The sequence below is a fragment of the Salinispora tropica CNB-440 genome, assembly GCF_000016425.1.
In the GTDB taxonomy this organism is placed as follows: Bacteria; Actinomycetota; Actinomycetes; order Mycobacteriales; family Micromonosporaceae; genus Micromonospora; species Micromonospora tropica.
In genome coordinates, this window is sequence record NC_009380.1 from 2,937,490 (window position 1) to 2,962,586 (window position 25,097).

The 25,097-nt window shown below is 69.4% G+C and carries 22 protein-coding genes and 1 pseudogene; 11 read left to right on the forward strand and 12 right to left on the reverse strand.

Annotated features, from left to right (window positions below; all coding sequences use genetic code 11):
• The first annotated feature begins 119 nt into the window (after window positions 1-119).
• From STROP_RS13165 to STROP_RS13180, 4 genes are read left to right on the forward strand one after another with little or no spacing between them, the layout of a single operon-like run.
• Window positions 120-965 (forward strand): enoyl-CoA hydratase, encoded by an 846-nt coding sequence (locus tag STROP_RS13165; RefSeq protein WP_012013841.1) that lies wholly within the window; start codon window positions 120-122, stop codon window positions 963-965.
• Between the two features lie 14 nt (window positions 966-979).
• Entirely contained in the window at window positions 980-2,197 is a 1,218-nt protein-coding gene (locus STROP_RS13170; RefSeq protein WP_187151626.1) for an acyl-CoA dehydrogenase family protein, read from the forward strand.
• Window positions 2,194-3,201, forward strand: coding sequence for an acyl-CoA dehydrogenase family protein (locus STROP_RS13175; RefSeq protein WP_012013843.1), 1,008 nt, complete (start codon window positions 2,194-2,196; stop codon window positions 3,199-3,201). The genes STROP_RS13170 and STROP_RS13175 overlap by 4 nt, the downstream gene beginning before the upstream one ends.
• Window positions 3,198-4,298, forward strand: a complete 1,101-nt coding sequence (locus STROP_RS13180; protein ID WP_012013844.1) for an acyl-CoA dehydrogenase family protein — start codon at window positions 3,198-3,200, stop codon at window positions 4,296-4,298. The genes STROP_RS13175 and STROP_RS13180 overlap by 4 nt, the downstream gene beginning before the upstream one ends.
• Before the next feature lie 13 nt (window positions 4,299-4,311).
• Here the strand turns inward: STROP_RS13180 and pip are convergent, their stop codons facing one another.
• The 5 genes from pip to STROP_RS13205 all read right to left on the reverse strand — a co-directional run bounded on the left by pip (window position 4,312) and on the right by STROP_RS13205 (window position 10,127).
• On the reverse strand, window positions 4,312-5,274 hold the full coding sequence (pip, locus tag STROP_RS13185; protein WP_012013845.1) for a prolyl aminopeptidase: 963 nt from the start codon (window positions 5,272-5,274) through the stop codon (window positions 4,312-4,314).
• A 68-nt stretch (window positions 5,275-5,342) separates the two neighbouring features.
• A complete protein-coding gene (locus tag STROP_RS13190) occupies window positions 5,343-6,530 on the reverse strand; it encodes a lipid-transfer protein (RefSeq protein ID WP_012013846.1) in 1,188 nt (395 codons plus the stop codon).
• Complete coding sequence (locus STROP_RS13195; RefSeq protein WP_012013847.1) at window positions 6,527-6,916, reverse strand: hotdog family protein; 390 nt, start codon at window positions 6,914-6,916, stop codon at window positions 6,527-6,529. Before STROP_RS13195 ends, STROP_RS13190 begins: the two co-directional genes overlap by 4 nt.
• Window positions 6,913-7,830, reverse strand: coding sequence for a bifunctional MaoC family dehydratase N-terminal/OB-fold nucleic acid binding domain-containing protein (locus tag STROP_RS13200; RefSeq protein WP_012013848.1), 918 nt, complete (start codon window positions 7,828-7,830; stop codon window positions 6,913-6,915). The genes STROP_RS13195 and STROP_RS13200 overlap by 4 nt, the downstream gene beginning before the upstream one ends.
• A gap of 41 nt (window positions 7,831-7,871) precedes the next feature.
• Window positions 7,872-10,127, reverse strand: a complete 2,256-nt coding sequence (locus tag STROP_RS13205; protein ID WP_012013849.1) for an acyl-CoA dehydrogenase family protein — start codon at window positions 10,125-10,127, stop codon at window positions 7,872-7,874.
• A gap of 147 nt (window positions 10,128-10,274) precedes the next feature.
• On the opposite strand from STROP_RS13205, the gene kstR reads away from it, so the two are divergent.
• Window positions 10,275-10,895, forward strand: coding sequence for a cholesterol catabolism transcriptional regulator KstR (gene kstR, locus STROP_RS13210; protein WP_012013850.1), 621 nt, complete (start codon window positions 10,275-10,277; stop codon window positions 10,893-10,895).
• A 533-nt stretch (window positions 10,896-11,428) separates the two neighbouring features.
• Window positions 11,429-12,169 (forward strand): hypothetical protein, encoded by a 741-nt coding sequence (locus STROP_RS13215; RefSeq protein ID WP_012013852.1) that lies wholly within the window; start codon window positions 11,429-11,431, stop codon window positions 12,167-12,169.
• 60 nt (window positions 12,170-12,229) lie between these two features.
• On the opposite strand, the gene STROP_RS13220 is transcribed toward STROP_RS13215, so the two are convergent.
• Window positions 12,230-12,955: a PaaI family thioesterase gene (locus tag STROP_RS13220; RefSeq protein ID WP_028680467.1), complete on the reverse strand. Its 726-nt coding sequence runs from the start codon at window positions 12,953-12,955 to the stop codon at window positions 12,230-12,232.
• Window positions 12,956-13,167: 212 nt separating this feature from the next.
• Here STROP_RS13220 and kstD point away from each other — a divergent pair, with 212 nt between their 5' ends.
• From kstD to STROP_RS13240, 4 genes are all read left to right on the forward strand, one after another.
• Complete coding sequence (kstD, locus tag STROP_RS13225) at window positions 13,168-14,817, forward strand: 3-oxosteroid 1-dehydrogenase (RefSeq protein ID WP_012013854.1); 1,650 nt, start codon at window positions 13,168-13,170, stop codon at window positions 14,815-14,817.
• A gap of 147 nt (window positions 14,818-14,964) precedes the next feature.
• Window positions 14,965-15,984, forward strand: a complete 1,020-nt coding sequence (locus STROP_RS13230) for a synaptic vesicle VAT-1 family membrane protein (RefSeq protein WP_012013855.1) — start codon at window positions 14,965-14,967, stop codon at window positions 15,982-15,984.
• 134 nt (window positions 15,985-16,118) lie between these two features.
• On the forward strand, window positions 16,119-16,880 hold the full coding sequence (locus STROP_RS13235) for a glucose 1-dehydrogenase (protein WP_012013856.1): 762 nt from the start codon (window positions 16,119-16,121) through the stop codon (window positions 16,878-16,880).
• 66 nt (window positions 16,881-16,946) lie between these two features.
• Window positions 16,947-17,429: a pyridoxamine 5'-phosphate oxidase family protein gene (locus STROP_RS13240; protein ID WP_012013857.1), complete on the forward strand. Its 483-nt coding sequence runs from the start codon at window positions 16,947-16,949 to the stop codon at window positions 17,427-17,429.
• Window positions 17,430-17,471: 42 nt separating this feature from the next.
• Here the strand turns inward: STROP_RS13240 and STROP_RS13245 are convergent, their stop codons facing one another.
• Window positions 17,472-18,230 carry an SDR family oxidoreductase gene (locus tag STROP_RS13245; protein WP_012013858.1) on the reverse strand — a complete coding sequence of 253 codons (759 nt, stop codon included), beginning with the start codon at window positions 18,228-18,230 and terminating at the stop codon, window positions 17,472-17,474.
• Window positions 18,231-18,337: 107 nt separating this feature from the next.
• On the opposite strand from STROP_RS13245, the gene STROP_RS13250 reads away from it, so the two are divergent.
• Window positions 18,338-19,210, forward strand: coding sequence for a TIGR03619 family F420-dependent LLM class oxidoreductase (locus STROP_RS13250; RefSeq protein WP_012013859.1), 873 nt, complete (start codon window positions 18,338-18,340; stop codon window positions 19,208-19,210).
• Here STROP_RS13250 and STROP_RS13255 read toward each other — a convergent pair.
• The 5 genes and pseudogenes from STROP_RS13255 to STROP_RS13275 all read right to left on the reverse strand — a co-directional run bounded on the left by STROP_RS13255 (window position 19,207) and on the right by STROP_RS13275 (window position 25,089).
• Window positions 19,207-20,330: pseudogene (locus STROP_RS13255) on the reverse strand (sulfotransferase family protein). The gene STROP_RS13250 and the pseudogene STROP_RS13255 overlap by 4 nt on opposite strands.
• A 15-nt stretch (window positions 20,331-20,345) precedes the next feature.
• Window positions 20,346-21,122 (reverse strand): SDR family oxidoreductase, encoded by a 777-nt coding sequence (locus STROP_RS13260; protein WP_012013861.1) that lies wholly within the window; start codon window positions 21,120-21,122, stop codon window positions 20,346-20,348.
• 3 nt (window positions 21,123-21,125) lie between these two features.
• A complete protein-coding gene (locus STROP_RS13265; RefSeq protein WP_012013862.1) occupies window positions 21,126-22,283 on the reverse strand; it encodes a hypothetical protein in 1,158 nt (385 codons plus the stop codon).
• Between the two features lie 75 nt (window positions 22,284-22,358).
• Entirely contained in the window at window positions 22,359-23,480 is a 1,122-nt protein-coding gene (locus STROP_RS13270) for an NAD(P)H-dependent flavin oxidoreductase (protein WP_012013863.1), read from the reverse strand.
• Complete coding sequence (locus tag STROP_RS13275) at window positions 23,470-25,089, reverse strand: acyl-CoA synthetase (RefSeq protein WP_026275653.1); 1,620 nt, start codon at window positions 25,087-25,089, stop codon at window positions 23,470-23,472. The genes STROP_RS13270 and STROP_RS13275 overlap by 11 nt, the downstream gene beginning before the upstream one ends.
• Window positions 25,090-25,097 lie beyond the last annotated feature (8 nt).

Sequence of the window (25,097 nt, forward strand, 5' to 3'; positions counted from 1 at the left end):
CCGCCGTCGCCCCCACGGCGACGTCACCGCCCCTCGAACAACTCCGCGCACAGCAGGAGAGCCACCGCACAACCCGACCGACAACCACTCGAGCAGGTGCTTCGGCAGGAGGCAGCGCAGTGACAGAGGACGAGTTGGTTCGACTCGAACGCCAGGATGCAACCGCCGTGATCACCATGAACCGGCCCCGCTACCGAAACGCCCAGAACTCGGCGATGACCTACGCCCTCGACTCCGCTTTCGCCGAGGCCGTGAATGACGACGCGGTCGCGGTCATCGTGCTCGCCGGCGCCGGTGAGCACTTCTCCGCGGGCCACGACATCGGCTCGCCCGGCCGAGACGTCGAGAAAAGCTTCGAGCGCCGGGCAGTCCTCTGGTGGGACCACGTCGGTCGGTCCGGCGCCGACCATCGATACGCCCGGGAGATGGAGGTCTACCTTGGCATGTGCCGACGCTGGCGGGAGCTTCCGAAGCCCACCATCGCGATGGTGCAGGGGGCCTGCCTCGCTGGTGGGCTCATGCTCGCCTGGGTCTGCGACCTGATCATCGCGGCCGAGGACGCGTACTTCGCGGACCCCGTGGTGCGGATGGGGATCCCCGGCGTGGAGTACTTCGCCCATCCGTGGGCGCTGGGCCCCCGCTTCGCCAAAGAAATCCTCTTCACCGGGGACCGGTTCGATGCTCGGCGCGCGTACGAGGTCGGCATGGTCAACCGAGTTGTCCCCCGCGCGGAACTGCACTCCCACACCCTCGGTCTCGCACAGCGAATCGCTGAGATGCCCCGCTTTGGACTGGCCCTGACCAAACGGGCGGTCAACCAGGCGGAGGACCTGATGGGAATGCGCTCGGCGATGGACGCCGCCTTCGGTCTGCACCACCTCGCGCACGCGCACAACGCGGAGGTGGCCGGCGACCCGCTGGCCGGTATGGACGCCACAGGCATGAAGGCGAGGGCTGGTTCGTGAGACCGGCCGGCACGATGAACCTCGACCTCGATGACGAGGCCCGCGCGTTCCGGGCGGAGGTCCGGTCGTGGCTGGTCGCGAACGCGCCCACCACGCCGCTGCCCTCCATGGACACCCCCGAGGGTGACCTGGCCCATCGAGCGTGGGAACGGCGTCTCGCCGCGGCCGGGTTGTCGGTGGTGGCCTGGCCCGCCGCCTACGGCGGACGCGGCGTCTCACCCCTGCAGTGGCTCGTCTTCGAGGAGGAATACCACCGCGCGCGGGCTCCGATGAGGATCAACCAGAACGGTCTCTTCCTCCTGGCCCCAACCCTGTTCACCCACGGGACGGCCGAGCAGCGCGCTCGCCTGCTCCCCCGGATGGCTCGCGCCGACGACGTGTGGGCACAGGCCTGGTCGGAGCCGGGGGCCGGCAGCGACCTGGCCGGGATCCGCTCCCGTGCGGCACGTACCGACGGCGGGTGGCTCCTGTCCGGCCAGAAGACCTGGAGCACCCGGGCGGCGCACGCCGATCGCGCGTTCGGGCTCTTCCGCACGGGCGTGGACCGCCACCGGGGCCTGACGTACCTGATGTTCGACCTACGGGCCGAGGGCGTCACGGTCCGTCCGATCCACCAGCTGGGTGGCGCGACCGGCTTCGCCGAGATCTTCCTCGACCAGGTGTTCGTGCCCGACGCCGACGTGCTCGGCGAGGTGAACCAGGGTTGGACCGTCGCGATGAGCACCGCGGGTCACGAGCGCGGGCTGTCGCTGCGTAGCCCGGGACGCTTCACCGCCGCTGCCCAGCGGCTCGTGCGGCTGTGGCGGCGGGCCGGTGCGCACACCGATCCGGCGCTGTCAGACCGCGTCGTCGACAGCTGGATCGCCGCCCGGGCCTACCAGCTGCACAGCTACGGCACGGCCACCCGGGAGGCCGCAGACCGGACGCCCGGGTCCCAGAACGGTTCGACGGCGTTCCGGGGCGGTGGCCACGCCGCCAGCATGACCAAGGTCTTCTGGTCCGAACTGGACGTAGCCCTGCACGAGGTGGCGCTCGACCTGCTCGGGCCGTACGCCGAAACGGATGGCCTCCGGACGGGCACGGCGGGCCGGACGGCCGATGACGACCGTGCGGACACCTGGCTGGACGGCTACCTGTTCTCCCTGGCGGGTCCGATCTATGCCGGCACCAACGAGATCCAACGCACGGTGATCGCCGAACGGGTACTCGGCCTGCCCCGGGATCGACGATGAAGCTAACTCCCTCCGCGGAGCAGGACCAGTTCGCCGCCGCCCTGCACGCGATGTTGACCGAGGCGGACATTCCCACCGTCGCCCGCCAGTGGGCCGCCGACAACCCGGCTCCCGGGCAGGTGGTCTGGCGCCGACTGGCGGAGCTCGGCGTAACCGGTCTGGCGGTGCCGGCACGGTGGGGCGGCCTGGCCGCGCACCCGGCCGATGTCGTCGTCGCCTGCGAGGTACTCGGGCACCACGCCCTGCCCGGTCCGGCCGCCGAATCCATCGCCGCCCTGCCTATGTTGCTCACGACCCTCGGCGACGACGCGCTCTGCGAATCCTGGCTGCCCCGGCTCGCCAGCGGCGAGGTGATCGGAACACTCGCCGTGGCACCGCACGTGCCGTATGCGACGGACGCCGACGTCGTGTCCCTGGTTCTCCGTGCGGATGAGCAGACGCTGCGCCTCGGGGCGCCGGGGCCGCGACTACGCTCCGTGGACGACACCCGACGATTGGTCGAGGTGGCCGACGGCGCGCTGCTGGCGACCGGCCCGGCGGTCGGCCCGGCGGTCGCCCACGCCCTCAACGCCGGCGCGCTGGCCTGCGCGGCGCAGCTCCTCGGAGCGGGCCACGCGCTACTCGAGACGACCCTCCGGTATGCCGGTCAACGCACCCAGTTCGACCAACCGATCGGGCAGTTCCAGGCGGTCAAGCACCTCCTCGCCGACGTGGCGATCGGCCTCGAGTTCGCCCGGCCGCTGCTGTACGCCGCCGCCGTCGCCCTCGCCGACCATCCATCCACGGCTGCCCGCGACATCTCCGCCGCGAAGGTGGCGTGCGCCGACGCCGCCCAGCGGGCCGCCCGCACGGCCCTCCAGGTGCACGGGGCGATCGGATACGCCCGAGAGTCCGGCCTCGGCTCCTGGCTGACCAAAGTCTGGGCGCTGGCTCGGACCTGGGGCACCCAGTCCTTCCACCGCGACCGGATCAGGACCGCACTAGCCGCGGGAGAGCTGACATGACGGCGGAGCAGCAAGCCCTTCGGATGAGCGTCCGCGGTGTGCTGTCCCGGCACACCGCCGACCGCTCCATCGCCGACGTGACGGAGTCGTCGGCGGGAGACGACGCCGAGCTCTGGCAGGTGCTGTGCGGCCAGATCGGAGTGGCGGGTCTCGCCGTACCGGAACGGTTCGGCGGACTCGGCGCGGGTCTGGGAGAGGTCCACGTGGTGTTGGATGAGTTGGGCCGCACCCTCACCCCCACACCGATGCTCGGCTGCGCGGTCCTCGCTGGCCAGGCCGTGCTGCACGCCGAGGACGAGGCGGCCTGCCGCCGGATCCTGCCCGACCTGGTCAGCGGAGAGCTGCTGGCCGCGCTCGCCTGGACAGATCAGCACGGTGACTGGGACCCACACCGGCCCGCATACTCGGCCACGAAGGCCGGCCGGCTTACCGGCGAGGCGCACTACGTGCTCGACGTGCACCTGGCCGACGTGCTGCTGGTTGCCGCGGGGACCTCTGAGGGAGTCCGACTCTTCGAGGTGGATCCACGCGGCGCTGGCGTTCGGCGACGCCCGGTTACCACCGTGGACCTCACCCGTCGGCTCGGGGTGGTCGTGCTCGACCAGGCACTCGGTCGTCAGCTGGGCGGGGTGAACCCGCTGGAGCGAGTCCGGGACATCGCCTGCGTCGCGCTCAGCGCCGAGCAGGTCGGGGCGGCTGCTCGCGCCTTGGAACTGACCGTGGCGCACGCGCTGACCCGGGTACAGTTCGGCCGGCCGATCGGCGGATTCCAGGCGATCGCACACCGGTTGGCCGACCTGCACGTCGTGGTGGAAAGCGCCCGCTCCCTGTCGTACGCCGCCGTGTCGAGTCTCGACTCCGACGCGCCCGAGGCCCACCTGCTCGCTGCCGGGGCCGCGGTCCACTGCGCCGAGGCGCTGGAACAGGTCACCGCTGAGATGATCCAGCTACACGGGGGCATCGGCATCACCTGGGAGCACGACGCACACCGCTACTTCAAGCGGGCGCACGGGGCAGCTCACCTCTTCGGGCACCCGCGCGCGCATCTCGCCCGCCTCGCGGAGGCCGTCGTCGATGCGGAGGTCAGCAACGCGTAGTCGACCAGCCCCCTCACCGCCAGGAAGCGCCGAAACGATCCAGGGCGTTGATGACCGCGTCCCCGATGCCGTGTCCGGCGCCATGACCGGCCTCGTCAATCAGCTCCACCCGCGCCGCGGGCCAGGCCTTGGACAGTTGCCACGGGACGTCCGCCGGGCTGCCCAGGTCGAGCCTGCCGTGGACAAGCACACCGGGAACGTCCGCAAGCCGGTGTGCACCTGCCATCAACTCACCGTCGGCGAACCAACCGTCATGCGCCCAGTAGTGGGTGACAAGGCGGGCGAAAGTCATCCGGAACACCGGGTCCTCGAACCTGGGGTCGGGTCCACTGCCGGGCAGGTTCGACACGAGTGTGTCCTCCCAGGCGCACCAGGCGCGTGCGGCTCGGTCCCGCACTGTCTCGTCCGGATCGGCCAGCAGCTGGGCGTAGGCGGCGGGCAGGTTGCCGTCGCGTTCGGCGGCCGGCACCGCATCCCGGAACCTGTCCCACTGTTCAGGGAAGATCCGTCCAAGGTCGCGGGTGATCCACCGATGCTCGGCCGGGGTGCTGGTGACGACACTGAACAACACGATCTCGGTGACCCGGTCGGGGTGCCGCTGGGCATAGCCAAGGCCGAGCGCGCTGCCCCACGATCCGCCGAGCAGCAACCACCGGTCGATGTTCAGGTGTGTGCGCAGCTTTTCGATGTCAGCCAGCAGATGCGGCATGGTGTTGGTCGACAGGTCGGTTCGCACGTCGCCCGCGTCCGGTGTGCTGCGCCCGCACCCCCGCTGGTCGAACAGGACCACCCGGTACACGGCCGGATCGAAGAATCGCCGCCAGGAGGCACTGGCACCGGAACCGGGGCCGCCATGCAATACCAGTGCCGGCTTGCCGAGTGGGTTACCGCAGCTCTCCCAATGGACGAGGTGGCCGTCCCCGACATCGAGCAAGCCGTCTGCGAAGGGTTCGATCTCGGGATACAGACGCACCATCCGAGTGATTCAACCAGTTGGGCGCTGACCATGCGCCCGGGCCCGACTCCGCTCGGAGCCGAATCGGCTCAGTGCACGCCTGCGCCGAGGCCCTGGGGCGTGAGCAACAGGCCGCTGGTCGGTACGCCGGTGCCCGCGGTCACCAGCACCGGACCAGCACCGGCGACCTGGTTGACCGAACGTCCCCGAACCTGCCGGACCGCCTCCACGATGCCGTTCATCCCATGGATGTACGCCTCTCCGAGTTGCCCACCGTGCGGATTGACCGGGAGGCGACCGCCCAGCTCGATCGCGCCGTCAGCGATGAAGTGCCGTGCCTCCCCCGGCGGACAGAACCCCAGCTCCTCCAACTGCATCAGGACGTACGGGGTGAAGTGGTCGTACAGCACCGCGACCCGTACGTCGTCGGGGACGAGACCGGACTGCTGCCAGAGCTGTCGCCCGACCACGCCAAGCTCCGGTAGCCCGGTCAGGTTGTCCCGGTAGTAGCTGGTCATGAGGTATTGGTCCGCTCCGCTGCCCTGGGCGGCAGCGGAGATAACGGCTGGGGCCTGCCGTAGGTCGGCAGCGTGCTCGACGCTGGCCACCACCACGGCGACCGCTCCGTCGCTCTCCTGGCAGCAGTCCAGGAGCCGAAGCGGCTCGGCGATCCACCGGGACGCCTGGTGGTCGGCGAGCGTGATCGGTCGTTCGAAGAACCAGGCCCGCGGGTTCGTCGCGGCATGCCGGCGGGCGGCCACGGTCACCCGACCGAAGTCCTCCCCGGTGGCCCCGAAGACGTGCTGGTAGCGCCGGGCGACCATGGCCACGGTAGCGGCGGGCGTGCCCAGCCCCATCGGGTAGTGCCAGCTGTTGTCGACGCCGGAGGTGGTCGGCGCACTCGAGACGGCCCGGGACACCCGGCCGAAGCGACGGCCGGAGCGCTCGTTGAGCGCGCGGTAACACACCACGACCCGCGCCACTCCGGCGCTGATCGCCATGGCCGCCTGCTGCACCGTGGCACAGGCCGCACCACCGCCGTAGCCGACCTGACCAAAAAAGCGCAGCTCCCCCGCACCGATCTCCCGGGCGAGGGCGATCTCGGAGGTGGTGTCCATGGTGAAGGTCACCAGGCCGTCGACATCGGTCGGGGCCAGCCCGGCGTCGGTGAGCGCGGCGCGGACCGCCTCCACCGCAAGACGGATCTCGCTGCGGCCGGAGTCCTTGGAGAACTCCGTCTCGCCGACGCCGACGATCGCTGCCCTTCCCGAGATCACGGGAGCCTCCCGACCTCAACCCGTCCGGTGACGTGATCGCCCCCGGTGACCCGTCCCACCACGGCCACCACGCACCCGGTGGACGACACCTGCTCCACCTGACCGGTCAGGACGAGCGTGTCGTACGCGTAGCACGGGGCCCCCAGCCGGATAGCGACGCGGTGCACCATCGCCGTCGCTCCCGCCCAGTCGGTCACGTACCGCTGCACGAGTCCGGTCGTGGTCAGAATGTTGAGGAAAATGTCCTTCGAGCCCCGCCGAACGGCCTGGTCCCGATCGTGGTGCACATCCTGGAAGTCCCGGGTGGCGACAGCGGTACTGATCACGAAGGTCGGGGTGACCAGGATCCGCAGTTCTGGCAGGACGACGCCGACCGTGACGTTCATGGCAGTAGCCGCCACACGGGCAGGGTCAGCTCGGCGTCCACCCGGACAAAGTCGACCCGTACCGCGGCGCCGATCCGCACCTGTGCCGGGTCTGCTCCCACGACCTCACCCACCATCCGTACCCCTTCGGTCAACTCCACCACCGCGACCACGATCGGCAACTGCCGCCCCGGCACCGGCGGGTGACGGTGCACCACGAAGCTGAAGACCTCGCCCGTACCACTGGCCACCAGGTGGTCCTGCCGGTCGACGCCACACTGCCGGCAGACCGGCCCCGGTGGATGGCGTAGCGCACCACACTCCCCGCATCGCTGGATGCGCAGCTCACCAGCGGCGGCGCCGGCCCAGAAGAAGGCGGTGTCCCGGGTGACGACCGGCCGTAGCACATCGGATGCCGCCGCCGGGGCCACCTCGGACGCCGGGACGGTCGGGGCGGAGCCCGGCGGCCGGAACTTGAGCACCCGGAAGGTCATCGATGCGACCGCTTCCTCGCCGACATACCAGGTGCTGTCGGTGGTGACGAACCAGCCCTCACCGAGCGCCGTTCGTTTTGGTCCACTCACGTCCACCAGTCGGCTACGCACCTCGACCCGCTCGCCGTCGCGCAGATACCGGTGGTACGTCTGCTCGCAGTTCGTCGCCACCACCGAGGTGAAACCGGCCTGATCGAGTACGGCGGACATGGCCGACAGCGGGTCGGCGGGCTCCGCGGCCGGACGTAGGCCTCGCATCGTCCACACCTGTGTCATCGCTGGCGGTGCCACACCATCCTGCTCGTAGCGGGGATTGCCGTCGCCGATCGCCTCCAGCCAGTTCCGGATCATCGGTAGGTTGACCGGGTCGCGCGCCGATCGGGCCGGCCCCGCACCGGCAGCCCGGATCTGCTCCGCGGCGGCGATGATGGTGCCCTCCATCAGTTCTTCCCTCCCGCCGCGGCGGCTGGCCTGTACCACGTTCAGGCCGCGGATGCCCGGGGCAGGCCGAGGACCCGCTCGGCCACCAGGGACAGCAGGATCTGGGTGGTACCACCGGCGATACTGAGACATCGGGTGAGGAGGAAGTGGTGAACCGCCTCCGCGCTCGCGCCGTCGACCGCGGCACCGTCCGGGCCGCAGAGCGTCAGCGCCGTTTCGGCCACCGCCTGTCGATGGCTGACACCGATCAGCTTGGCCACCGCCGACTCCGGCCCACCTCGACCATCATCGAGCTGGCGTAGCGTGGCCCGACACTCCACCAGGGAGACAGCCAGACCGTCCGCGATGTGCCCACCGAGGCGTTCCCGCATCTCCGGCTCGCTGGCGACTCCACCGGCACCGACCATCCGGACCAGGCGCTCCACGTCTGCGCCGAATCCGGGGCCGCGCCCCATAGCGACGCGCTCGTAGGAGAGCGTCGCCCGGGCCAGCCGCCAGCCCTGTCCTGGATCGCCCACCACACACTCGTCGGGTACGAAGACATCGTCCAGGAAGACCTCGTTGAAGACCGACCGTCCGGTGATCTCGCGCAGCGGACGAATCTCGATGCCGTGGCTGCGCATGTCGACCAAGAAGTAGGTCACACCTCGATGCTTGATCGCCGTGGGGTCGGTGCGGGCCAGGCAGATCGCCCAGTCCGCCTCAGCCGCCAGCGATGTCCAGACCTTCTGGCCGGACAACCGCCAACCGCCGGTCACCCGGTTCGCGCGGGTCCGTAGCGAGGCCAGGTCCGAACCGGCTTCCGGCTCGCTGAAGAGCTGACACCAGGTGATCTCGCCGCGCAGGGACGGGCCGGCGAACCGATCCCGCTGGGCGGCACTGCCGTGGCGCAGGATGGTGGGGACGGCCCAGCCGCCGATTGCCAGGTCCGGTCGCACGATGCCGGCCCGGTCAAGCTCCTCGTCGATGAGAAGTTGCCGGGCGGGTGAGGCGTCGATGCCGTACGGTGCGGGCCAGTGTGGTGCGAGGTAGCCCACGTCCGCCAATCGGGCACGGCGCTCGGCCTCCGGAAGCTGCGCGATCGCCCCCAGCTGGGCTCGCACCGCCACCCGCTCCACGGGTTCGGCGTCGATCTCCGCTCCGGACGACGGTGGTGCCGCTACCGCTTCCGTTGCGGCCCGGAACTCGTCGCCCACCGCCCACACGTGACGACGCGCCCCGGCCAGCGTCAGCTCCGCGCACCGCTGCCGCCATCGGGCCCCGCTGCCGAGTAGCTGCCGTAGGGCAAGTGCGCGACGCAGGTAGAGGTGGGCGTCGTGTTCCCAGGTGAAACCGATCCCCCCGAGAACCTGAATGCAGTCTTTGGCGTTGTCTACCGCCGCGTCCAGGGCGATCGCGGCTGCGGCGGCGGCAGCCAGGGGGAACTCCTCCGGCGTCTGGTCGTAGGCGCGTGCCGCATCCCAGGCCACCGCGTTGGCCCGCTCTGCCCGACAGAGCATCCCGGCGCAGAGGTGCCCGACCGCCTGAAACGACCCGATCGCCTGATCGAACTGGCGCCGCACCTTGGCATGCTCGGTGGCGGTGCGCAGGCACCACGAGGCCACCGCTGCCGCCTCCACCGATGCCAGCAACGCCGCGCAGTTGTGGAGTCGGTCCTGCCCGGACTCGGACAGCAGCTGACCGGGCTCGACGAGCGCTCCCACCACCAGCACGTCGGCCAGGGGCCGGGAGAAGTCCACCGGCGTACGTGCGGTGATCCGGACCCCCTCGTGCTCCGTGTCGAGCACGAACGACAACGTCTCGGTTCCGGTGTTCGCGGTCAACAGCAGGTGGGTGGTGCTGCCCGCGCCAAGTACGGCGTTGACCCGACCGGTCACCCGGTATGCTCCCCCGGCCACCGGCTCGGCCGTCAAGGCTCCTGGAGCGAGCGCCACCCCGACCGAAACCTTGCCGGCCGCAAGGTCCGGCAACAGGTTTGTGGCAGCGGGCGCCTGCCCGGGTGGCGCGAGCGCCAGGGTCGCGAGCAGGGTGGGCATAACCGGGCCGGGGACCAGGTCGACGGTGACCTGTTCCAGCACCGCGGCCAACTCGCTGACGCGGCCACCGTCACCACCGAGTTGCTCCGGCACGGCCAGGGCGAAGCAGCCGAGGCTGGCCAGGCCGGCCCAGTGCCGATCGGCCTGCGAGGACGGCCCGTTCTCCAACGCTCGCACGGTGGCCAGGACGTTGGCGCCGGCAGCCCACCGCCGGATCACGTCCTGGAGCGCCACCTGGTCAGCGGTCATCGCGATCGGCATCGACCCTCCCCACTCCGAGCACCTCAAGTCAGTAGAACATGTTCTACTGGCCATGGCCAGCCGCCCTGAGCACACGACGCCCCGCCCGTTGCTAGACTTAAGACGGCATGACCGCTGCCAGTTTCGACAAAGATCACGAAAGGCACGATGGTGGCGTCGAGAACACATACCAGAAGCCCGAGCGCTGGCAGCCTGACCGACGCCGAGCAAGGATCGGCGGCGCAGCGGGAGCGCCGACGGCGCATCCTGGACGCCACCCTCGTCCTGGCCTCCAGGGGTGGATACGACGCGGTGCAGATGCGCGCCGTCGCCGAACACGCCAACGTCGCCCTCGGCACGTTGTACCGCTACTTCCCCTCCAAGATCCACCTCTTGGTTTCCGCCCTGGCCCGGGAGTTCGAGCGGACGCAGGACAGACTCCGTCGCACCGCCATTCCGGGTGAGACGCCACACGAGAGGACCGCGTTCGTCCTCGGCCGGGTCACCCGCGCCATGCAGCGCGACCCCATGCTGACCGAGGCGATGACCCGGGCGTTCATGTTCGCCGACCCGACCGCAGCCACCGAGGTCAACGCCGTCGCACGGCTCATGGAAGACATGTTCATCCTGGCCATGCGGGAGGGCAAGCCATCGGCGGACGACCGGGCCAAGGCCCGCGTCATCGGCGATGTCTGGCTCTCCAGCCTGGTCGCCTGGGTCACCCGACGGGCCTCGGCCAACGACGTGCACGAGCACCTCGAACTCGCGGCACGCCTACTGCTGCGCTGACCGGAGCGGTGGCCACCCACCGGTGAGCCGCCACCAAGCTGCGGTCGAGGCCGGCCCTGCTTCACCCGACGGCCGACTCGGCCCAGTTCCACTGCCGCGACCAGCAACCTTCCGCGACGTTCTCGAAAAACGCTGCCCGCAGGGCGGCTGGCACCGAAACTCCCTGATCCACGGCTGACAAGTCGACCCGGGATCAATTCCTGGCAATCGATAGATAATCACATTAGGTGCTGGCGCAGTCACGCAGCTTGTCCTACGGTGCTGGGGCGAACGTCGGAGACGCACCAGGGACTCCACGTGGCCCAAACCCGGGTGGGTCAGCGATTTGGTGCGGGAAGGGACTGCGGGGATGACGCGATCGTTGCCCACGGCGGCGCTCCCATTGCTCTCGTCCACGACGCCGCTGTCGACGGCGGCACCGGACGGGCTGAACTCTCCGAGAGTGGGCATGCCGCGTCGGATCCGTCCGTAGGAGGCCGGTCTGGCGATGCCGATGCAGGGTAGTCCGCCGGAAAGAAAGGAGAGCACCCACGATGACCTATCAGCACGACCGGGACCTGCATCTCACCCACAGCCCGGAGCGGGGCTACTGGCACTTCATGCTCTACATCGAACCACCGGCGTACACCGGCGGCGCCATCAATGCCGGCCAGCAGCTCGACACCTCGGCCAGCCGCTACGCGGCCGAATGGCGGGACCGACTCACACCCTGCACTCCGGACGCTCTCCACGTCACCCTGGTCACCCCGGACGAGGCGCCCCAACTCTGGTATCCCTGCGTCTACGACGATCCCGACTCTCCCTCCGCGGTCGCAGGCGACGGCTGCCTGTGCTGGCAGACCTTCCGTGACCCGATCACGTGGCTGCCCGTCGCCGTGCACCACTATCGGACGGTCACCGGCAATCACGAGCACTGGGAGCACTACACCTACGCCCCCCTCTCGCTTCCCGACGGCGAGCAGCTGACCGCGCTCATCATCGACCGTGAGGCCGACATGGTCTGGGCTCGCACCGACCGCGGCACCCTGCACATCCTGCCTGAGAAGCAGACCGCCGGATACAGCGCTGGATACCCGGGCAGCGGGCCTGCCGAGCTCGCCAGGATGATCGAGAAGATCGTCGCCTCCGACGGCTACGACGTGACCCCGGGCACGCCGAACCAACAGCCGGCCGCGACCGTCTTCAGCTGGACCAGCAGTCACGCCGCCGCTCACACGCAGGAACTCACCCTCCAGCAGCTCATGCTCCTGTGCCGCACCGGTGTCGTGGCCTAACCCCCGCTGCGGGGCCGCCTCCGCGCGCCACGGCGACTCTCCGCGGTGGCGGTGGCGGCATCAGTCGTACTCGACGGACGGGTCGATGGCATCGCGCTGCAGCGCCGCGCCGAAGAGCCGCCGGGACTGGTCCGGTCGTGGTGCCACGAAGGCCCCCGTCGCCTCGACCAGCAGGTCACCGGGGCGGGCGGCGGTCGTGATGACGCCGTGTGCGGTGGTCTTCCGACCGTCCACGGCGGTCACGCGGGCAGTCAGGTGCAGCGGAGTCCGCAACGGTATGGGCGCGTGATAGCGGGTCTCGAGCCGGACCGTCATGCCGGCGCTGCCGGTCGCGCTCGCCACATAGCCGAGTAGCTGGTCCAGCAGCTGGGCACTGACTCCGCCGTGGGCGTAGGTGGGTGGCCCCTCGAAGGCCGACCCGAGGGTGCACGCGCCGATCGCCACCCCGTCGACCAGGTCGATGCGAAGTGGTGGCGCCAGGGCACTGCCGACGCCGGTAACCGGGTTGTACATCCGGACTCCGCCCAGCAGGTCGTCGGCGCTGGGAGTCCGCAACCCCTCCCGCTCGTGCACGGCCAGCGGGCGAGCGGCTCGGCGCAGATCGGCGGTTACCTGACGGAGTTCGTCAGCCGGAGCCTCCGTGCGGACCGCCTGCTCGACCAGATCACGTAACGCGTCTCCCAACTCCGCTATGGCCTCCCGCCGGTCCAGCAGGGAGGGGCTGGCGTCCCGCTGCTCCTGCATTGGGTGGTGGCTGCGCCAACGCTCGTGGTTCGACCTACTCATCGTCACCGTCGTGCCCCTCGTTCTCGAACCGTTGACGGTCATCATGACACCGTTCCCGCGCGGCGGTCCGGACCGGCGGCACACGGGGGCGTCGGGTAGAACGTACACCATGATCGATATTGAAATTGAAGTACGTGCATGTGACACCTCCCGACGCCACCTCAGATAAAGTAACGTGTTCTACCATCTGTTGCCGCTGGGCTGGGGGTCCGATGACGACCGTGGTCGAGTACGACGTAGTGGTGGTGGGCGCCGGCGCGGCCGGCATGGTGGGTGCGCTTACCGCAGCGAAACGCGGTCTGCAGACCGTTGTCGTGGAGAAGGCCGACGTCTACGGCGGCTCCACCGCCCGCTCCGGGGCCGGAATCTGGATACCCAACAACGAGGTGCTCCTCGATGCCGGAGTGCCGGACACTCCCACCAAGGCCGCCGAATACCTCGCCGCGGTCGTCGGAGGCCAGGTACCCGCCGCACGTCTAGAGGCGTACCTGTCGGCTGGGCCGGCGATGATCTCCTTCCTGCTGGAGCACACACCGCTGCGGTTCGCCTGGATGGAGGGCTACTCCGACTACTACCCCGAGCTTCCCGGTGGCCTGCCCAACGGTCGGTCGATCGAGCCGCAACCGCTCGACGCCAATCTCCTCGGCGCCGAGTACGCCGCACTGAACGGGCCCTACATGGCCACCCCGCCCGGCACCGTGGTCATGGACGTCGACTACAAGTGGCTGGCCCTCATCGCCCGCCACCCGCGCGGCCTGACGACGGCCACGGACATCGTCCAGCGCTACCTCGCGGCGTGGATCCGGGGGCAGAAGCCGATCACCATGGGCCAGGCGCTCGCCGGTGGGCTGCGAGCCGGCCTGCTCGCCGCCGACGTACCGGTCTGGCTGAACACCCCCCTGACCGAGTTGGTCGTCAGCGAAGGCCGAGTCACCGGGGTACGGGTCGTCCGGGACGGGGAGGAGGTGCTCCTCACCGCCCGGCGCGGCGTCATCGTTGGGTCCGGCGGATTCGAGCACAACGAGTCGATGCGCAAGCAGTACCAAGAGGCTCCCACCGGCACTGACTGGACGGTCGGCGCGGCATCGAACACCGGGGACGGCATCCAGGCATGCGCCGAGGTCGGCGCCGCTCTCGACCTCATGGACAGTGCCTGGTGGGGGCCGATGATCCCGTTGCCGACGGGTCCCTACTTCTGCCTCTCCGAACGCACGCTGCCGGGGAACATCTTCGTGAACCCAGCCGGGGAGCGATTCGTCAACGAGGCCGCCCCCTACGGCGACGTGGTTCGCACCATGTACGCGCAGGACGCCTTTCCGGCTTGGATGATCACGGATCAGCGATACCGCAACCGCTACCTGTTCCGGGATATCCCACCGCTGCTGCCCTATCCGGACGAGTGGTATGACTCCGGTGTCCTGGTCCGGGACTGGACCATCGGGGGCCTGGCCGGCAAGATCGGCGTCCCCCCGGCGGCCCTGAAGGCCACCGTCAAACGCTTCAACACCCTCGCCGGGGCTGGTCATGACACGGACTTCCATCGGGGCGAGAGTGACTACGACCACTACTACGCCGATCCGACCAACAAACCGAACGCATGCCTGGCCGCGCTGGTGCTGCCGCCGTTCTACGCGCTGCGGATTGTTCCAGGTGATCTCGGCACCAACGGAGGCATCCGAACCGACGAGCGAGGCCGGGCGCTACGGTCGGACGACTCGGTCATTCCCGGCCTCTACGCCGCCGGCAACGCCAGCGCGGCCGTCATGGGAAAGGGTTACGCCGGAGCAGGGTCGACGCTCGGTCCAGCGATGACCTTCGGGTACCTGGCCGCGCTGGACATCGCCGAGTCGTCCCACAGATGACGGTCAACCCCGTTTGCCCGACCTCACCCCCTACGCTGGCCATCAGCAGCCGCCGCCTCGCCCGGCCAACCCCTTCCGGTCGACGCCCGGGCGAGCGGACGGCCGCGGACGGCATCGTCGGCGTAACTGTTGGAGGTCGAGGTATAGATGCGCGCTGTCTGGATCACCAAGGCGGGTGGACCCGAGGTCCTTGCGGTACGGGAAACCCCCGATCCGCAACCGGATCGCGGTGAGGTGCGGATCGCGGTCCGCGCCTGCGGGTTGAACTTCGCCGAGGTCATGGCCCGGCAGGGGCTGTACCCGGACGCTCCGAAGCCGCCGTCCGTGGTGGGGTACGAGGTGGCCGGGGTCGTGGACACCGTCGGCGCCGAGGTCACCGGCCTCGAGGTGGGGCAGCGGGTGCTGGCCCTGGTGCGATTCGGTGGCCACGCCGACACCGTTTGCGTGCCCGCTGCACGGGTGCTGCCGATGCCCGATGGCCTCGACTTCATCGAGGGAGCCGCAATACCGGTCAACTACCTGACCGCCTACCACATGCTCTTTCGGGTAGCGAACCTCCGCCCCGAGGCCCGCGTCCTGGTGCACATGGCCGCGGGTGGGGTTGGCACCGCGGTGCTACAGCTGTGCCGCACGGTGCCGGGAGTCGTCACCTTCGGCACCGCCTCGGCGGCCAAACACGACGTGCTCCGCGAGGAGGGCTGCACCCATCCCATCGACTATCGCACTGAGGACTACGTCACGCGCGTACGGGAGCTCACCGGCGGTGAGGGCCTCGACCTGGTGCTGGATTCCCTGGGCGGTCGCGACTGGAAGCGCGGGATGAGCCTGCTCCGGCCGGTTGGGCAGCTGATCGCGTACGGATTCGCCAACCTGTCCACGGGTGAGCGGCGCAGCATTCGCCGGCTTGTCGGTCAGCTCACCGGCGTACCGCTGCTGACGCCGTACGGGATGATGGACCGCAACCACACGGTCAGTGGCGTCAATCTGGGGCACCTGTGGGAGCGCACCGACCTGCTGCGTGAGGAGCTGACCGCGATCCTGAACCTGTGGCGTGACGGTGCGATCAAGCCTCGGATCGACCAGGTGTATCCGTTCGAGGAGGCTGCGGCGGCGCACCGCCGGATCGGCGAACGCCGCAACGTCGGCAAGGTAGTTCTCGTTCCCTGACCATTCCAGGGGGCCGAGCGACACCACGATTGTCAACGGCCGCTGCGGCTGACGCCGCAGCGGCCGTTTTTGGTGACGCCATCGGTGTCGCAGCGGTGCTAAGCTACCAAGCAAGCGCTTGGCAGGAGGAGTTGATGGGGCGGCTGGACGACAAGGTGGCGCTCATCACCGGCGGTGCGCGCGGCATGGGCAAAGCACATGCCCGGCAGTTCGTCGCCGAGGGCGCCCGAGTGGTCATCGGCGACATACTCGACGACCGGGGTGCGGCTGTCGCCGATGGTCTCGGTAATGATCATTGCCGCTACGTGCACCACGATGTCACCAGCGAGCACGAGTGGGCTGCTGCGGTCGCCACCACGCTGGCGGCGTTCGGCCGACTCGACGTGCTGGTCAACAACGCCGGCATCTTCCGGCACGCAGCGATCACCACGATGGATCCGGCCGAGTTCCGACATGTGATCGACGTCAACCTGACGGGCAGTTGGCTCGGCATCCACGCTGCGGCGCCGGCGATGACGACGGTCGGCGGTGGATCGATCGTGAACGTGTCCTCGATCGAGGGGTTCGTCGGCGCGGCCGGCCTCTCGGCCTACAGCGCCACCAAGTTCGGGATCCGCGGCATCACAAGGTCCGCGGCGCAGGAGCTCGGGCCCGCCGGCATCCGGGTCAACTCGGTTCATCCCGGCGGCGTGATGACCTCGATGGCGCTGGCCGCCGCCGAAACCATGCCCGCGGTCGATTCGGATGCATTCCTCAATTCGCTGCCGATCGCCCGCTTCGCCGAGCCGGTGGAGATCTCCCGACTGGTGGCGTTCCTCGCCTCGGACGAGTCGTCATACACCACGGGTGCCGAGTTCGTGGCCGACGGCGGGCTCCTTTCCGGACCGGGATACTAAGATGACCTTGCGGGATCGAGGAGCGGCCGTGGCCGGCGAGAGTAGCGACGCGGAGGGCGAGGACTGGTGAACCAGCGCGCCACAGTGGCGATGCCACCCGCGGACGTCGAGGAACACTTGGCCCACGGCCGGAAGCTCCAGCTCGCCACCGTGAACCGGGACGGCACGCCACACCTGGTCAGCATGTTCTATGCGATGCATGCCGGACGCATCGCCTTCTGGACCTACCACGCTTCCCAGAAGGCCCGGAACCTGACTCGCGACCCACGGGTGACCTGCCTGGTCGAGGAGGGCGACGGCTACTTCGAGCTGCGCGGCGTTCAGGTAACCGGCGAGGTCACCCGGATCGACGATCTGGCCGGGGTGGCCGCTGTCGGCCGCCTGATCGCCGCGCGGATGCCCAGCCCCCTGGTGGTGGGTGATCTACCGCCCGGTGAGGTAGCAGCGGCACTCGACGGCTATGTCGAGCACGCGGCGGCCAAGCGGGCGGCCTACCTGGTCGAGCCACGGCGGGTGGTCAGCTGGGACCATCGCCGGCTGACGACCTGAGCCGTTCGGCCGCGCCCTGAGTGCCGTGGCGCAGCAGCGCTACTACACCTGGGTCGGGGGCGACACCTGCGCCCGCACATCTGCAAGATAGCCCGGCCACTCGCCACCGCCGTGCACCGCCACCGCCGCCCCGGTCACATAGGAGGCCAGCGGAGAGGCCAACAGCAGACAGACTCCGGCCACCTCGGCTGGCGTCGCGGGGCGCCCCAGGGGAACGGTGCGCGCCACCGCTGCCGGGTCCAGCTGGAGGCCCGCGTCCCCGACCACCGGGCCGGGGACAACACTGTTCACCCGCACCGCCGGCGCCCACTCGGCGGCCAGACTCGTCGCCAGATGGTGCAGTCCAGCCTTGGCAGCGCCATATGCAGCGGAGCCGGGCGATGGACGTGTGCCGCTCACACTTCCGACCATGACGATGGCCCCGCCACCGGGCTGCTGTTGCATGATCGTGTTGGCTGCCTGCGCAACATGCAACGGGGCAACCAGGTTGAGCTCAACGATCTTGGCGTGCAGCCGGGGCGACGCGCTGGCGGCCGCCACCGGCGGACCACCACCTGCGTTGTTCACCAGCACGTCGAGGCGACCGAACCGGTCAATCGCCGCCGCCACCAGCGCGGCGGCCTGCCCGGGATCACGAACATCAGCCTGAACGAAGTCGGGCACCACCGAGGACGGTTGGGTTCGGCCGCAGACCAGCACCCGAGCGCCCGCCGCAAGGAACGCCGAGGCGATCGCGGCACCGACGCCTCGCGTCCCCCCGGTGACCACCACACCACGACCAGTGAAATCGAGGGGCTCCATTGACTGATGTTAGCCCTCAGACAATCGCTTGGTCGACCCGAGGACGCGATCAGACCGGGCCACCCTGAGTCTTCCCGCGAGGGACTAGAACACATTACAGTTTATAGATGAGATTCAGTCTCGGTATCGCGCTCAGTCCGCTCGACCAGCTCGTCGACCTGACGCAAACCGCTGAGGAGTGTGGTTTCTCAGCCATCGCCCTGCCCGACTCCCTCTTCTACTCCGAAGAGGTCAGCGTCAGGTATCCGTACACTCCGGATGGCAGTCGGTTCTGGACAGCGCAGACGCCCTGGGCCGATCCGCTGGTGACCGCCGCCGCACTCGGCGCTGCCACCACCCGGATCCGGTTCCACACCCAGGTGCTCAAACTCGGGCCCCGTAACCCGGTACTGTTGGCGCGTCAGGTCGGCTCGGTGGCGAACCTGACCGGTAACCGGTTCGGGCTCGGCGTCGGGCTGGGCTGGTCGCCGGAGGAGTCAATCTGGTGCGACTCCCCGTTCACCGCTCGGGGCGCCCGGGGCGACGAGGCGATTGAGGTGCTGCGGCTGATCCTGGGCGGCGGCATGGTGGAGCACCATGGCACGCACTTCGACTTCGGCCGGCTACAGATGAGCCCGGCCCCGACCGAGCAGGTCCCGATCTACGTGGGCGGTCACAGCATCGCGGCCCTGCGTCGTGCGGCCCGGCTGGGTGACGGCTGGTCCTCCGCCATGATGCGCTTCGACGACCTGCGCACGACAATCAACCAACTTGCCCGGCTACGCCTCGAGTATGACCGGGCCGACCAGCCGTTCGAGATCCAGGCGGTGTGCGTCGACCGACTTGGCCTGGAGGGCTTCCGGCAACAGGCCGAGGCCGGCGTGACCGACGCGATCGTGGTGCCCTGGCGCTTCTACGGCGTCGGCTTCGACGGCGAACTCGCGGCCAAAACGGCCGGGATCCGCCGCTTCGCCGACGAGGTCATCAGCAAATTCCACTAGGTGAACGTGGCGTCTACCTCAGCCGGGGTCAGCCCGAAATCGGCCAGGTGATAGCGGTGCGCGGGGCGCTCTCGCCGCTGGTGCAGCGAGCTCATCCCGGATCGCGCGGCATCGGTCAACCGGGCCCCAACCGATCGTAGATCACCTCCACGACCCGGATCGGATCAGCCACGAAGTCGTCGTAGTAGACGTCGATGAAGTGTGCCGGGTCGTGTCGCTCGCGGTCGGCCACGAACCGCCGCAGCCCACGCGACCAGAGCTTTGCCTGTTCCCCACCGAGTACCGCACCGCGGAACAACTCCGACCAGCCCTCGCACGCCTGCGCGTTGAGGCTGCAGACCGAGGCGACAACCTCCCGCGGCGCGCGATGAGTCTGGATCACCACAGCGTCGGGGTAGACGGCGAGCAGCGCATCGAGGGCGAACAGGTGACTCGGGTTCTTCAACACCCAGCGACGATCTCGGTCGTGCAGGCCGATGAGCTGGAGGTTACGCCGGTGCCGCCGGTAGGCAGCCGTCCAGTCCTGTTCACTCAACCACCGCGAATAGCTCGGCAGGTAGGCAAGGCACTCGAAGGACACGGACATCATGGACTGACGCAGCAACCGCCAGCACTCCTCTACCTGGTCCGCCGCGGTGTAGTGCGCACCCCGCAGGCTCGGGTTGGTCTCGTGGTACTGCTCGTAACCGGCCCGCAGACCGGCATAGACGAGGTTCGACTCCCAGGTGGCGCGCGGCGGGCGGGGTTGGGGGGCCTCGGTCAGCCACAGCTCGAGCCCCTGGTGTACGGGGTCGGCGGTGAGCAACCGGTGCAGGGCGGTGGTTCCGGTACGGGGCAGGCCGGTCACGAAGATGGGGCGGGCGACCGGGACCTCGGCGTACTCCGGGAACTGCCGCCACGCGGCCTCGCTGAGGAGCCGGGACACGAGTGCCGCGCGGAGAAGCGCCCGGGAGACCTTGCTGCCGGTGGGCGTGAGGGCCGCCTCGTTCCGGTACGCGGCGAGCAGCTCGCTCATACCCTCGCGATAGTCGTCATCGCCGAAGTCGTCAAGCCCGGTGAGTCGAGTTGCCGAGGCGTGTAGCTCCTCGATTGTTCCGACATCCGTACGGGTGCTGCTCATGCTCGCTCCCCGGGGTCAGTGATGGAACTCGCCGCAGTTGACGTCGAGGCACTGACCAGTGATGCCGCGAGCCAGACCGGAGCTGAGGAACAGCACGGCGTCAGCGACCTCGTCCGGCACGGGCAGCCGGCCCAGGTCGGTGGTAGCGGCGACCTCGTCGTAGATCTGCTGGGGCGGCACGCCACGCTGACTCGCCTGGTAGTCAAACCAGAGCCGCAGGCTGTCGGCCCAGATCCAGCCGGGTGCGACCGAATTGACCCGCACGCCCCTCGGCCCGAGTTCAGTGGCCAGATTCTGCGCCGCCGCGAGCAGCGCGGCCTTGGCCAGCTTGTACGGGCCGAACGCCAGACGGGAGTGGCGCAGCACCGCGGAGTTGACCATGACCACGTTGCCGCCGGACTCCACCAACGCGGGCGTCAGCAGCCGAGTCATACGCAGCGCCGCAAGCACGTTGACCTCGAAGCTCGATCGTAGGTCAGCCAGTTCGACCGTCCCGAGACCCCGCATCGGCGGCATCTCGAACGCGTTGCTGACCAGCACGTCAACGCGGCCGAACTCGGCGAGGGCGGCCCGCACGAGTGCGGCGCTCGACTCGCCGTCGGTGAGGTCGGTGGGTACCGCCAGGGCCCGCTGACCTGCCGCCCGCACCTTGCCGGCCACCCCGTTCAGGAAGGACCCGGTGCGGGCGGCGAGCACCACGTGGGCACCGGCCTGCGCGGCACGCACCGCGATGGCCTGGCCCAGCCCGGGGCCGACCCCGGCCACCACGACGATCTTCTCCGTGAGCAGCACGGCTCAGCCCAGCATCCGGGCCGCGGTCGCGGCCTGCCGGGCGGCGATGCGTTCCTGCCATGCCGCCCGCCCGATCCGCTCGTAGTACGGCACCTGCTTGGGTAGGTCATCCACCGCGACCACCTCCACCCGCGGCCCGTCCGCGCCGGTCAACGCATGGGACAGCCGCTGCCAGCGCAGCTGCACGTAGCCGCGATCGTGGCCGGTGCGCTCCAGCCAGTTCGCCACCCCTGGATCGCGTTCGCTGACCACATACCGGATCATGCCGTCGGGGTCGATCCGGGCCTGGGGCACCGTGAGGCTCGTCTGGTGGTTGCTGTAGTCCAGCGAGATATACCACATGCTGCCCAACTGGATGCCCTGGTATGGGGCGTCGGAGACCGGCACGGTGATCACCATGGCCTGGTCCTCGGCGAGCTGGTAGTGGCCCACAGAGGAGTACTGGGTCGCCAGCCCGCCGGGGGTGAGCCGGGGCGGCGTCAGGGTGTTCACCGGCAGGTTCAGGTAGAACCGCTCAGCAAACGCGAGGAACGTGTGAATTCGACCGGTGAGGATCTTGCTGGCCACGGCGTAGCGCCGGGCCAGGGTTTCCTCGGTCAGTGGCGGCGGAGCCACGCCACTGGTGTCGGCTCGGTGGATGCGCAGCATGCCGGGGCGTTCGGCCGCCCAGTCGCTGAACACCTCACGCACCACGAGCATGGCCGAGCCGGGAGCGAGCGGGAACGCGTTCGGGCCGGAGAGCCCCGGCCCGAACCGAATCTCGAAGGTGCCGTCCGGTCCGATGTCGACCTCGCGGTCGTCGAAGGCAGTGAGGCTGCCCGGGACGTTGACCGGAGAGTAGGAGCCGTCAAGGATCTGGAAGCTCAGGTCGGCGGTGCTGCCCCGGCGGCCGGTCACCACGTATTCCGCGTCGTCGCGAAGCCACGCGTGAAAGTAGAGGGTGTCTGGATTGTCGAGCCCCATCTTCGTGTACGGGCCGGTCGAGCGGACGAAGTAGGGGAATTCGCGGTCGTAGGACCAGGCCATCTGGATCGAGCTCCGCACACCGCCAGCCAGGTAGTCGTAGCCCTCGACCAGATCCTGCCGGCCGCGGACGTGGGCCGCCTCGGCGATGACGCGCTCAGCTTCTGCGATGGCGTTGACAAACGGCTGAGTAAGCACGAAGAAATACTAGAACGCGTTCTACTTTTACGTCAATGTACTTGCTAGAACGAAGCACTTTCGGCGCCGCACGGTCTAGTTTCCGCGGTCACCGGCCGCCCCCTTGCCCAGCGTCCCGAGGCGGGCCAGGCTCTCCTCCGCCTCGGCGACCAGATCCGCCACCACGTCGGCGGCGGGTCGCACCTCATTGATCCGACCCACGATCTGCCCGACCGGCATCGGCACGACGGTCGGGTCATCGGAATCCATCAGCCGGGCGTGCGCCGGAGCCACCAACAGGTTTTGCAGCGGCATCGGCAACGGCCGCGGCGCCCCCTCGTCGCTCCAGGCCTCAGTCCACCGATTGCGCAGCAGCCGGGCCGGCTTGCCGGAGTAGATTCGGCTGCGGACCGTATCCGCCGACCCCGCCCCGAGCAGCGCCGCCCGCAACGCGGAACTGCTCTGGTATTCGGCGGTGCCGAGCCAGACCGAGCCCATCCAGGCACCACACGCACCGAGCGCGAGCGCTGCGGCGATCTGCCGGCCGCTACCGATACCGCCCGCGGCCAACACCGGCACCTGCTCGCCAACCGCGTCAACCACCTCCGGCACCAGCACCATGCTGGCGATCTCACCGGTGTGACCGCCCGCCTCACACCCCTGCGCGACCACCAGATCGACCCCACTCGCCACATGCCCTCGGGCATGGTCGGCCCGGCCGGCCAACGCGGCCACCAGCACGCCCTGCGCATGTGCCTGGGTGATCACGTCGGATGGCGGCGGACCGAGCGCGTTGGCGATCAGTCGGACCGGGTGCGTCAACGCCACCTCGACGTGGGTACGGGCCACGGAGTGCAGCCAACCGAGCACGCCAGGTTGGTGCGAGCCGTTGCCGGCGAGCGGCGGCACGCCAAGACGCAGCAGGGTTCGCTCGACGAAGTCGCGGTGCCCCGCCGGAATCAGCCCCTCGAGATCCGCAGGGGCGCCCTCGGCCGGCTCGGTGCTGGGCATCACCACATCCACCCCGTACGGCCGCCCCCCGGTCTCCTCGTCGAGCCAGGTGAGCACCGCGTCAAGCTCGTCCGGGTCGTTGAAACGCACACAGCCCAACACGCCCAGGCCGCCGGCCCGACTGATCGCCGCAACCACGTGCTCGGAGGGGCTGAAGCCGACGATCGGATGCGCGATGTCGAGCCGATCACACAACTCAGTCCGCATGGCTGACCTCCTCGGCCGGATGTTGCGCGGCATGCCGCTGCGCCCACTGATAGTCGGCCTTGCCGCTGATCGTGCGGGAGATCTCGTCCACCAGCCAGACCGACCGCGGCACCTTGTACCCGGCGATCTGCTCCCGCAGGTGCGTTCGTACCCCCGCCAGATCGAGCGTGACGCCGGCCCGGGGCTGGATCAGTGCCGCCACCCGCTGCCCGAGCCGCTCGTCGGCCACCCCGACGACCAGCGCGTCGAAGACGTCGGGGTGCGTCTTCAGCGCCCCCTCGACCTCCTCCGGAAAGACCTTCTCACCGCCGGTGTTCACGCAGGTGCTACCCCGACCGAGCAACGTGATGGTGCCGTCAACCTCACGCCGGGCAAGGTCACCGGGGAGCGCGTACCGCACACCATCCACCTCGATCAACAGGGCGGCGGTTTTGACCGGGTCCTTGTAGTAGCCGAGGGGGAGGAAGCCGCTCTTCGCCAGCCGGCCTTCCCCGCCCGGCGGCACCGGCCGCCCGTCCGGGCCGAGCACCACCGTGCTCGGCGCGGGCGTGACCCGCGGGTCCTGCACCGCACCGCCGGGCACCTCGGCGACCACACCCAGCCCGATGAAGCCGGTCTCCGACGCTCCGATCGCGTCGGTGACCAGCACGTCGGGCAACAGTTCCAGGTACTGCCGCTTGACCCCCGGGGAGAAGAGAGCACCGCTGGACGAGACCGCTGCCACCGACGAGCCGTCGTAACCACCGGCGGCGTACGCCTCGATGATCGGACGGGCCATCGCGTCGCCGATCAGTACCATCACGTTCACCCGGCGCCGCTCGACCGTCCGCCAGACCTCCTGCGGGTTGAAGTGCGGCAGCAGCACCACGGTGTCGCCGGCGAAGAGCGCGGCGAGCACGGCCCACTGCGCGTTGCCATGAATCAGTGGCGCCATACACAGGCGTACCGTCGCGGTTGCACCGGCGCCCCGGGCGGACTGGGCCCACTCGTCCTCGAGCGGAATGCCGGTCATGAAGTCGACGCCACCGCCGAGTGCACGCCACACGTCCTCGTGCCGCCAGAGCACACCCTTCGGGTAGCCGGTGGTGCCACCGGTGTACAGCAGGTAGATGTCGTCCGCCGAGCGCTCACCGAACTCCCGACCTGGGTCGCCGGCGGCAAGCGCGTCCGCGTACGGCACGCCGCCGTACCCGCCGATCTCCTCCGCCGAACCGTCGGGCAGGGTCACCACTGTGTGCGGACCCGACGTACTGGCCAGCACGGTAGCGACCCGGGGCGCGAAGCGACGGTCGTGTATCAGTGCGGACAACTCCGCGTCGGCAAAGAGGAAACGTAACTCGTTCTCAACGTACCGATAGTTGATGTTGACGACCGCGGCGCGCAGCTTGTAGACGGCGATCATGGCCACCACGGCCTCGATCGAGTTACCAGCGTAGAGGCCGACGTGGTCACCGGGGCGCACGCCACGGTCACGTAGGAAGTGGGCCAGCCGGTTGGCGCGCTCCTCCAGCTCCGGGTAACTGATCGCCTGCTCGCCGAGGAACACGGCGGGACGGTCACCGAAGGCGTCAACCGCATGTTCAAACAGGTCTGCGATATTTGCCACCATCACTCAAA

Coding starts and splice junctions, on each gene's coding strand:
- kstR (WP_012013850.1), top strand. CDS start 10,275: ATGGTGGCGTCGAGAACACATACCAGAAGCCCGAGCGCTGGCAGCCTG.
- STROP_RS13175 (WP_012013843.1), top strand. CDS start 2,194: ATGAAGCTAACTCCCTCCGCGGAGCAGGACCAGTTCGCCGCCGCCCTG.
- STROP_RS13200 (WP_012013848.1), bottom strand. CDS start 7,830: ATGGAGGGCACCATCATCGCCGCCGCGGAGCAGATCCGGGCTGCCGGT.
- kstD (WP_012013854.1), top strand. CDS start 13,168: ATGACGACCGTGGTCGAGTACGACGTAGTGGTGGTGGGCGCCGGCGCG.
- STROP_RS13250 (WP_012013859.1), top strand. CDS start 18,338: ATGAGATTCAGTCTCGGTATCGCGCTCAGTCCGCTCGACCAGCTCGTC.
- STROP_RS13170 (WP_187151626.1), top strand. CDS start 980: ATGAACCTCGACCTCGATGACGAGGCCCGCGCGTTCCGGGCGGAGGTC.
- STROP_RS13275 (WP_026275653.1), bottom strand. CDS start 25,089: ATGGTGGCAAATATCGCAGACCTGTTTGAACATGCGGTTGACGCCTTC.
- STROP_RS13180 (WP_012013844.1), top strand. CDS start 3,198: ATGACGGCGGAGCAGCAAGCCCTTCGGATGAGCGTCCGCGGTGTGCTG.
- STROP_RS13195 (WP_012013847.1), bottom strand. CDS start 6,916: ATGAACGTCACGGTCGGCGTCGTCCTGCCAGAACTGCGGATCCTGGTC.
- STROP_RS13230 (WP_012013855.1), top strand. CDS start 14,965: ATGCGCGCTGTCTGGATCACCAAGGCGGGTGGACCCGAGGTCCTTGCG.
- STROP_RS13270 (WP_012013863.1), bottom strand. CDS start 23,480: ATGCGGACTGAGTTGTGTGATCGGCTCGACATCGCGCATCCGATCGTC.
- STROP_RS13220 (WP_028680467.1), bottom strand. CDS start 12,955: ATGAGTAGGTCGAACCACGAGCGTTGGCGCAGCCACCACCCAATGCAG.
- pip (WP_012013845.1), bottom strand. CDS start 5,274: ATGGTGCGTCTGTATCCCGAGATCGAACCCTTCGCAGACGGCTTGCTC.
- STROP_RS13205 (WP_012013849.1), bottom strand. CDS start 10,127: ATGCCGATCGCGATGACCGCTGACCAGGTGGCGCTCCAGGACGTGATC.
- STROP_RS13245 (WP_012013858.1), bottom strand. CDS start 18,230: ATGGAGCCCCTCGATTTCACTGGTCGTGGTGTGGTGGTCACCGGGGGG.
- STROP_RS13215 (WP_012013852.1), top strand. CDS start 11,429: ATGACCTATCAGCACGACCGGGACCTGCATCTCACCCACAGCCCGGAG.
- STROP_RS13235 (WP_012013856.1), top strand. CDS start 16,119: ATGGGGCGGCTGGACGACAAGGTGGCGCTCATCACCGGCGGTGCGCGC.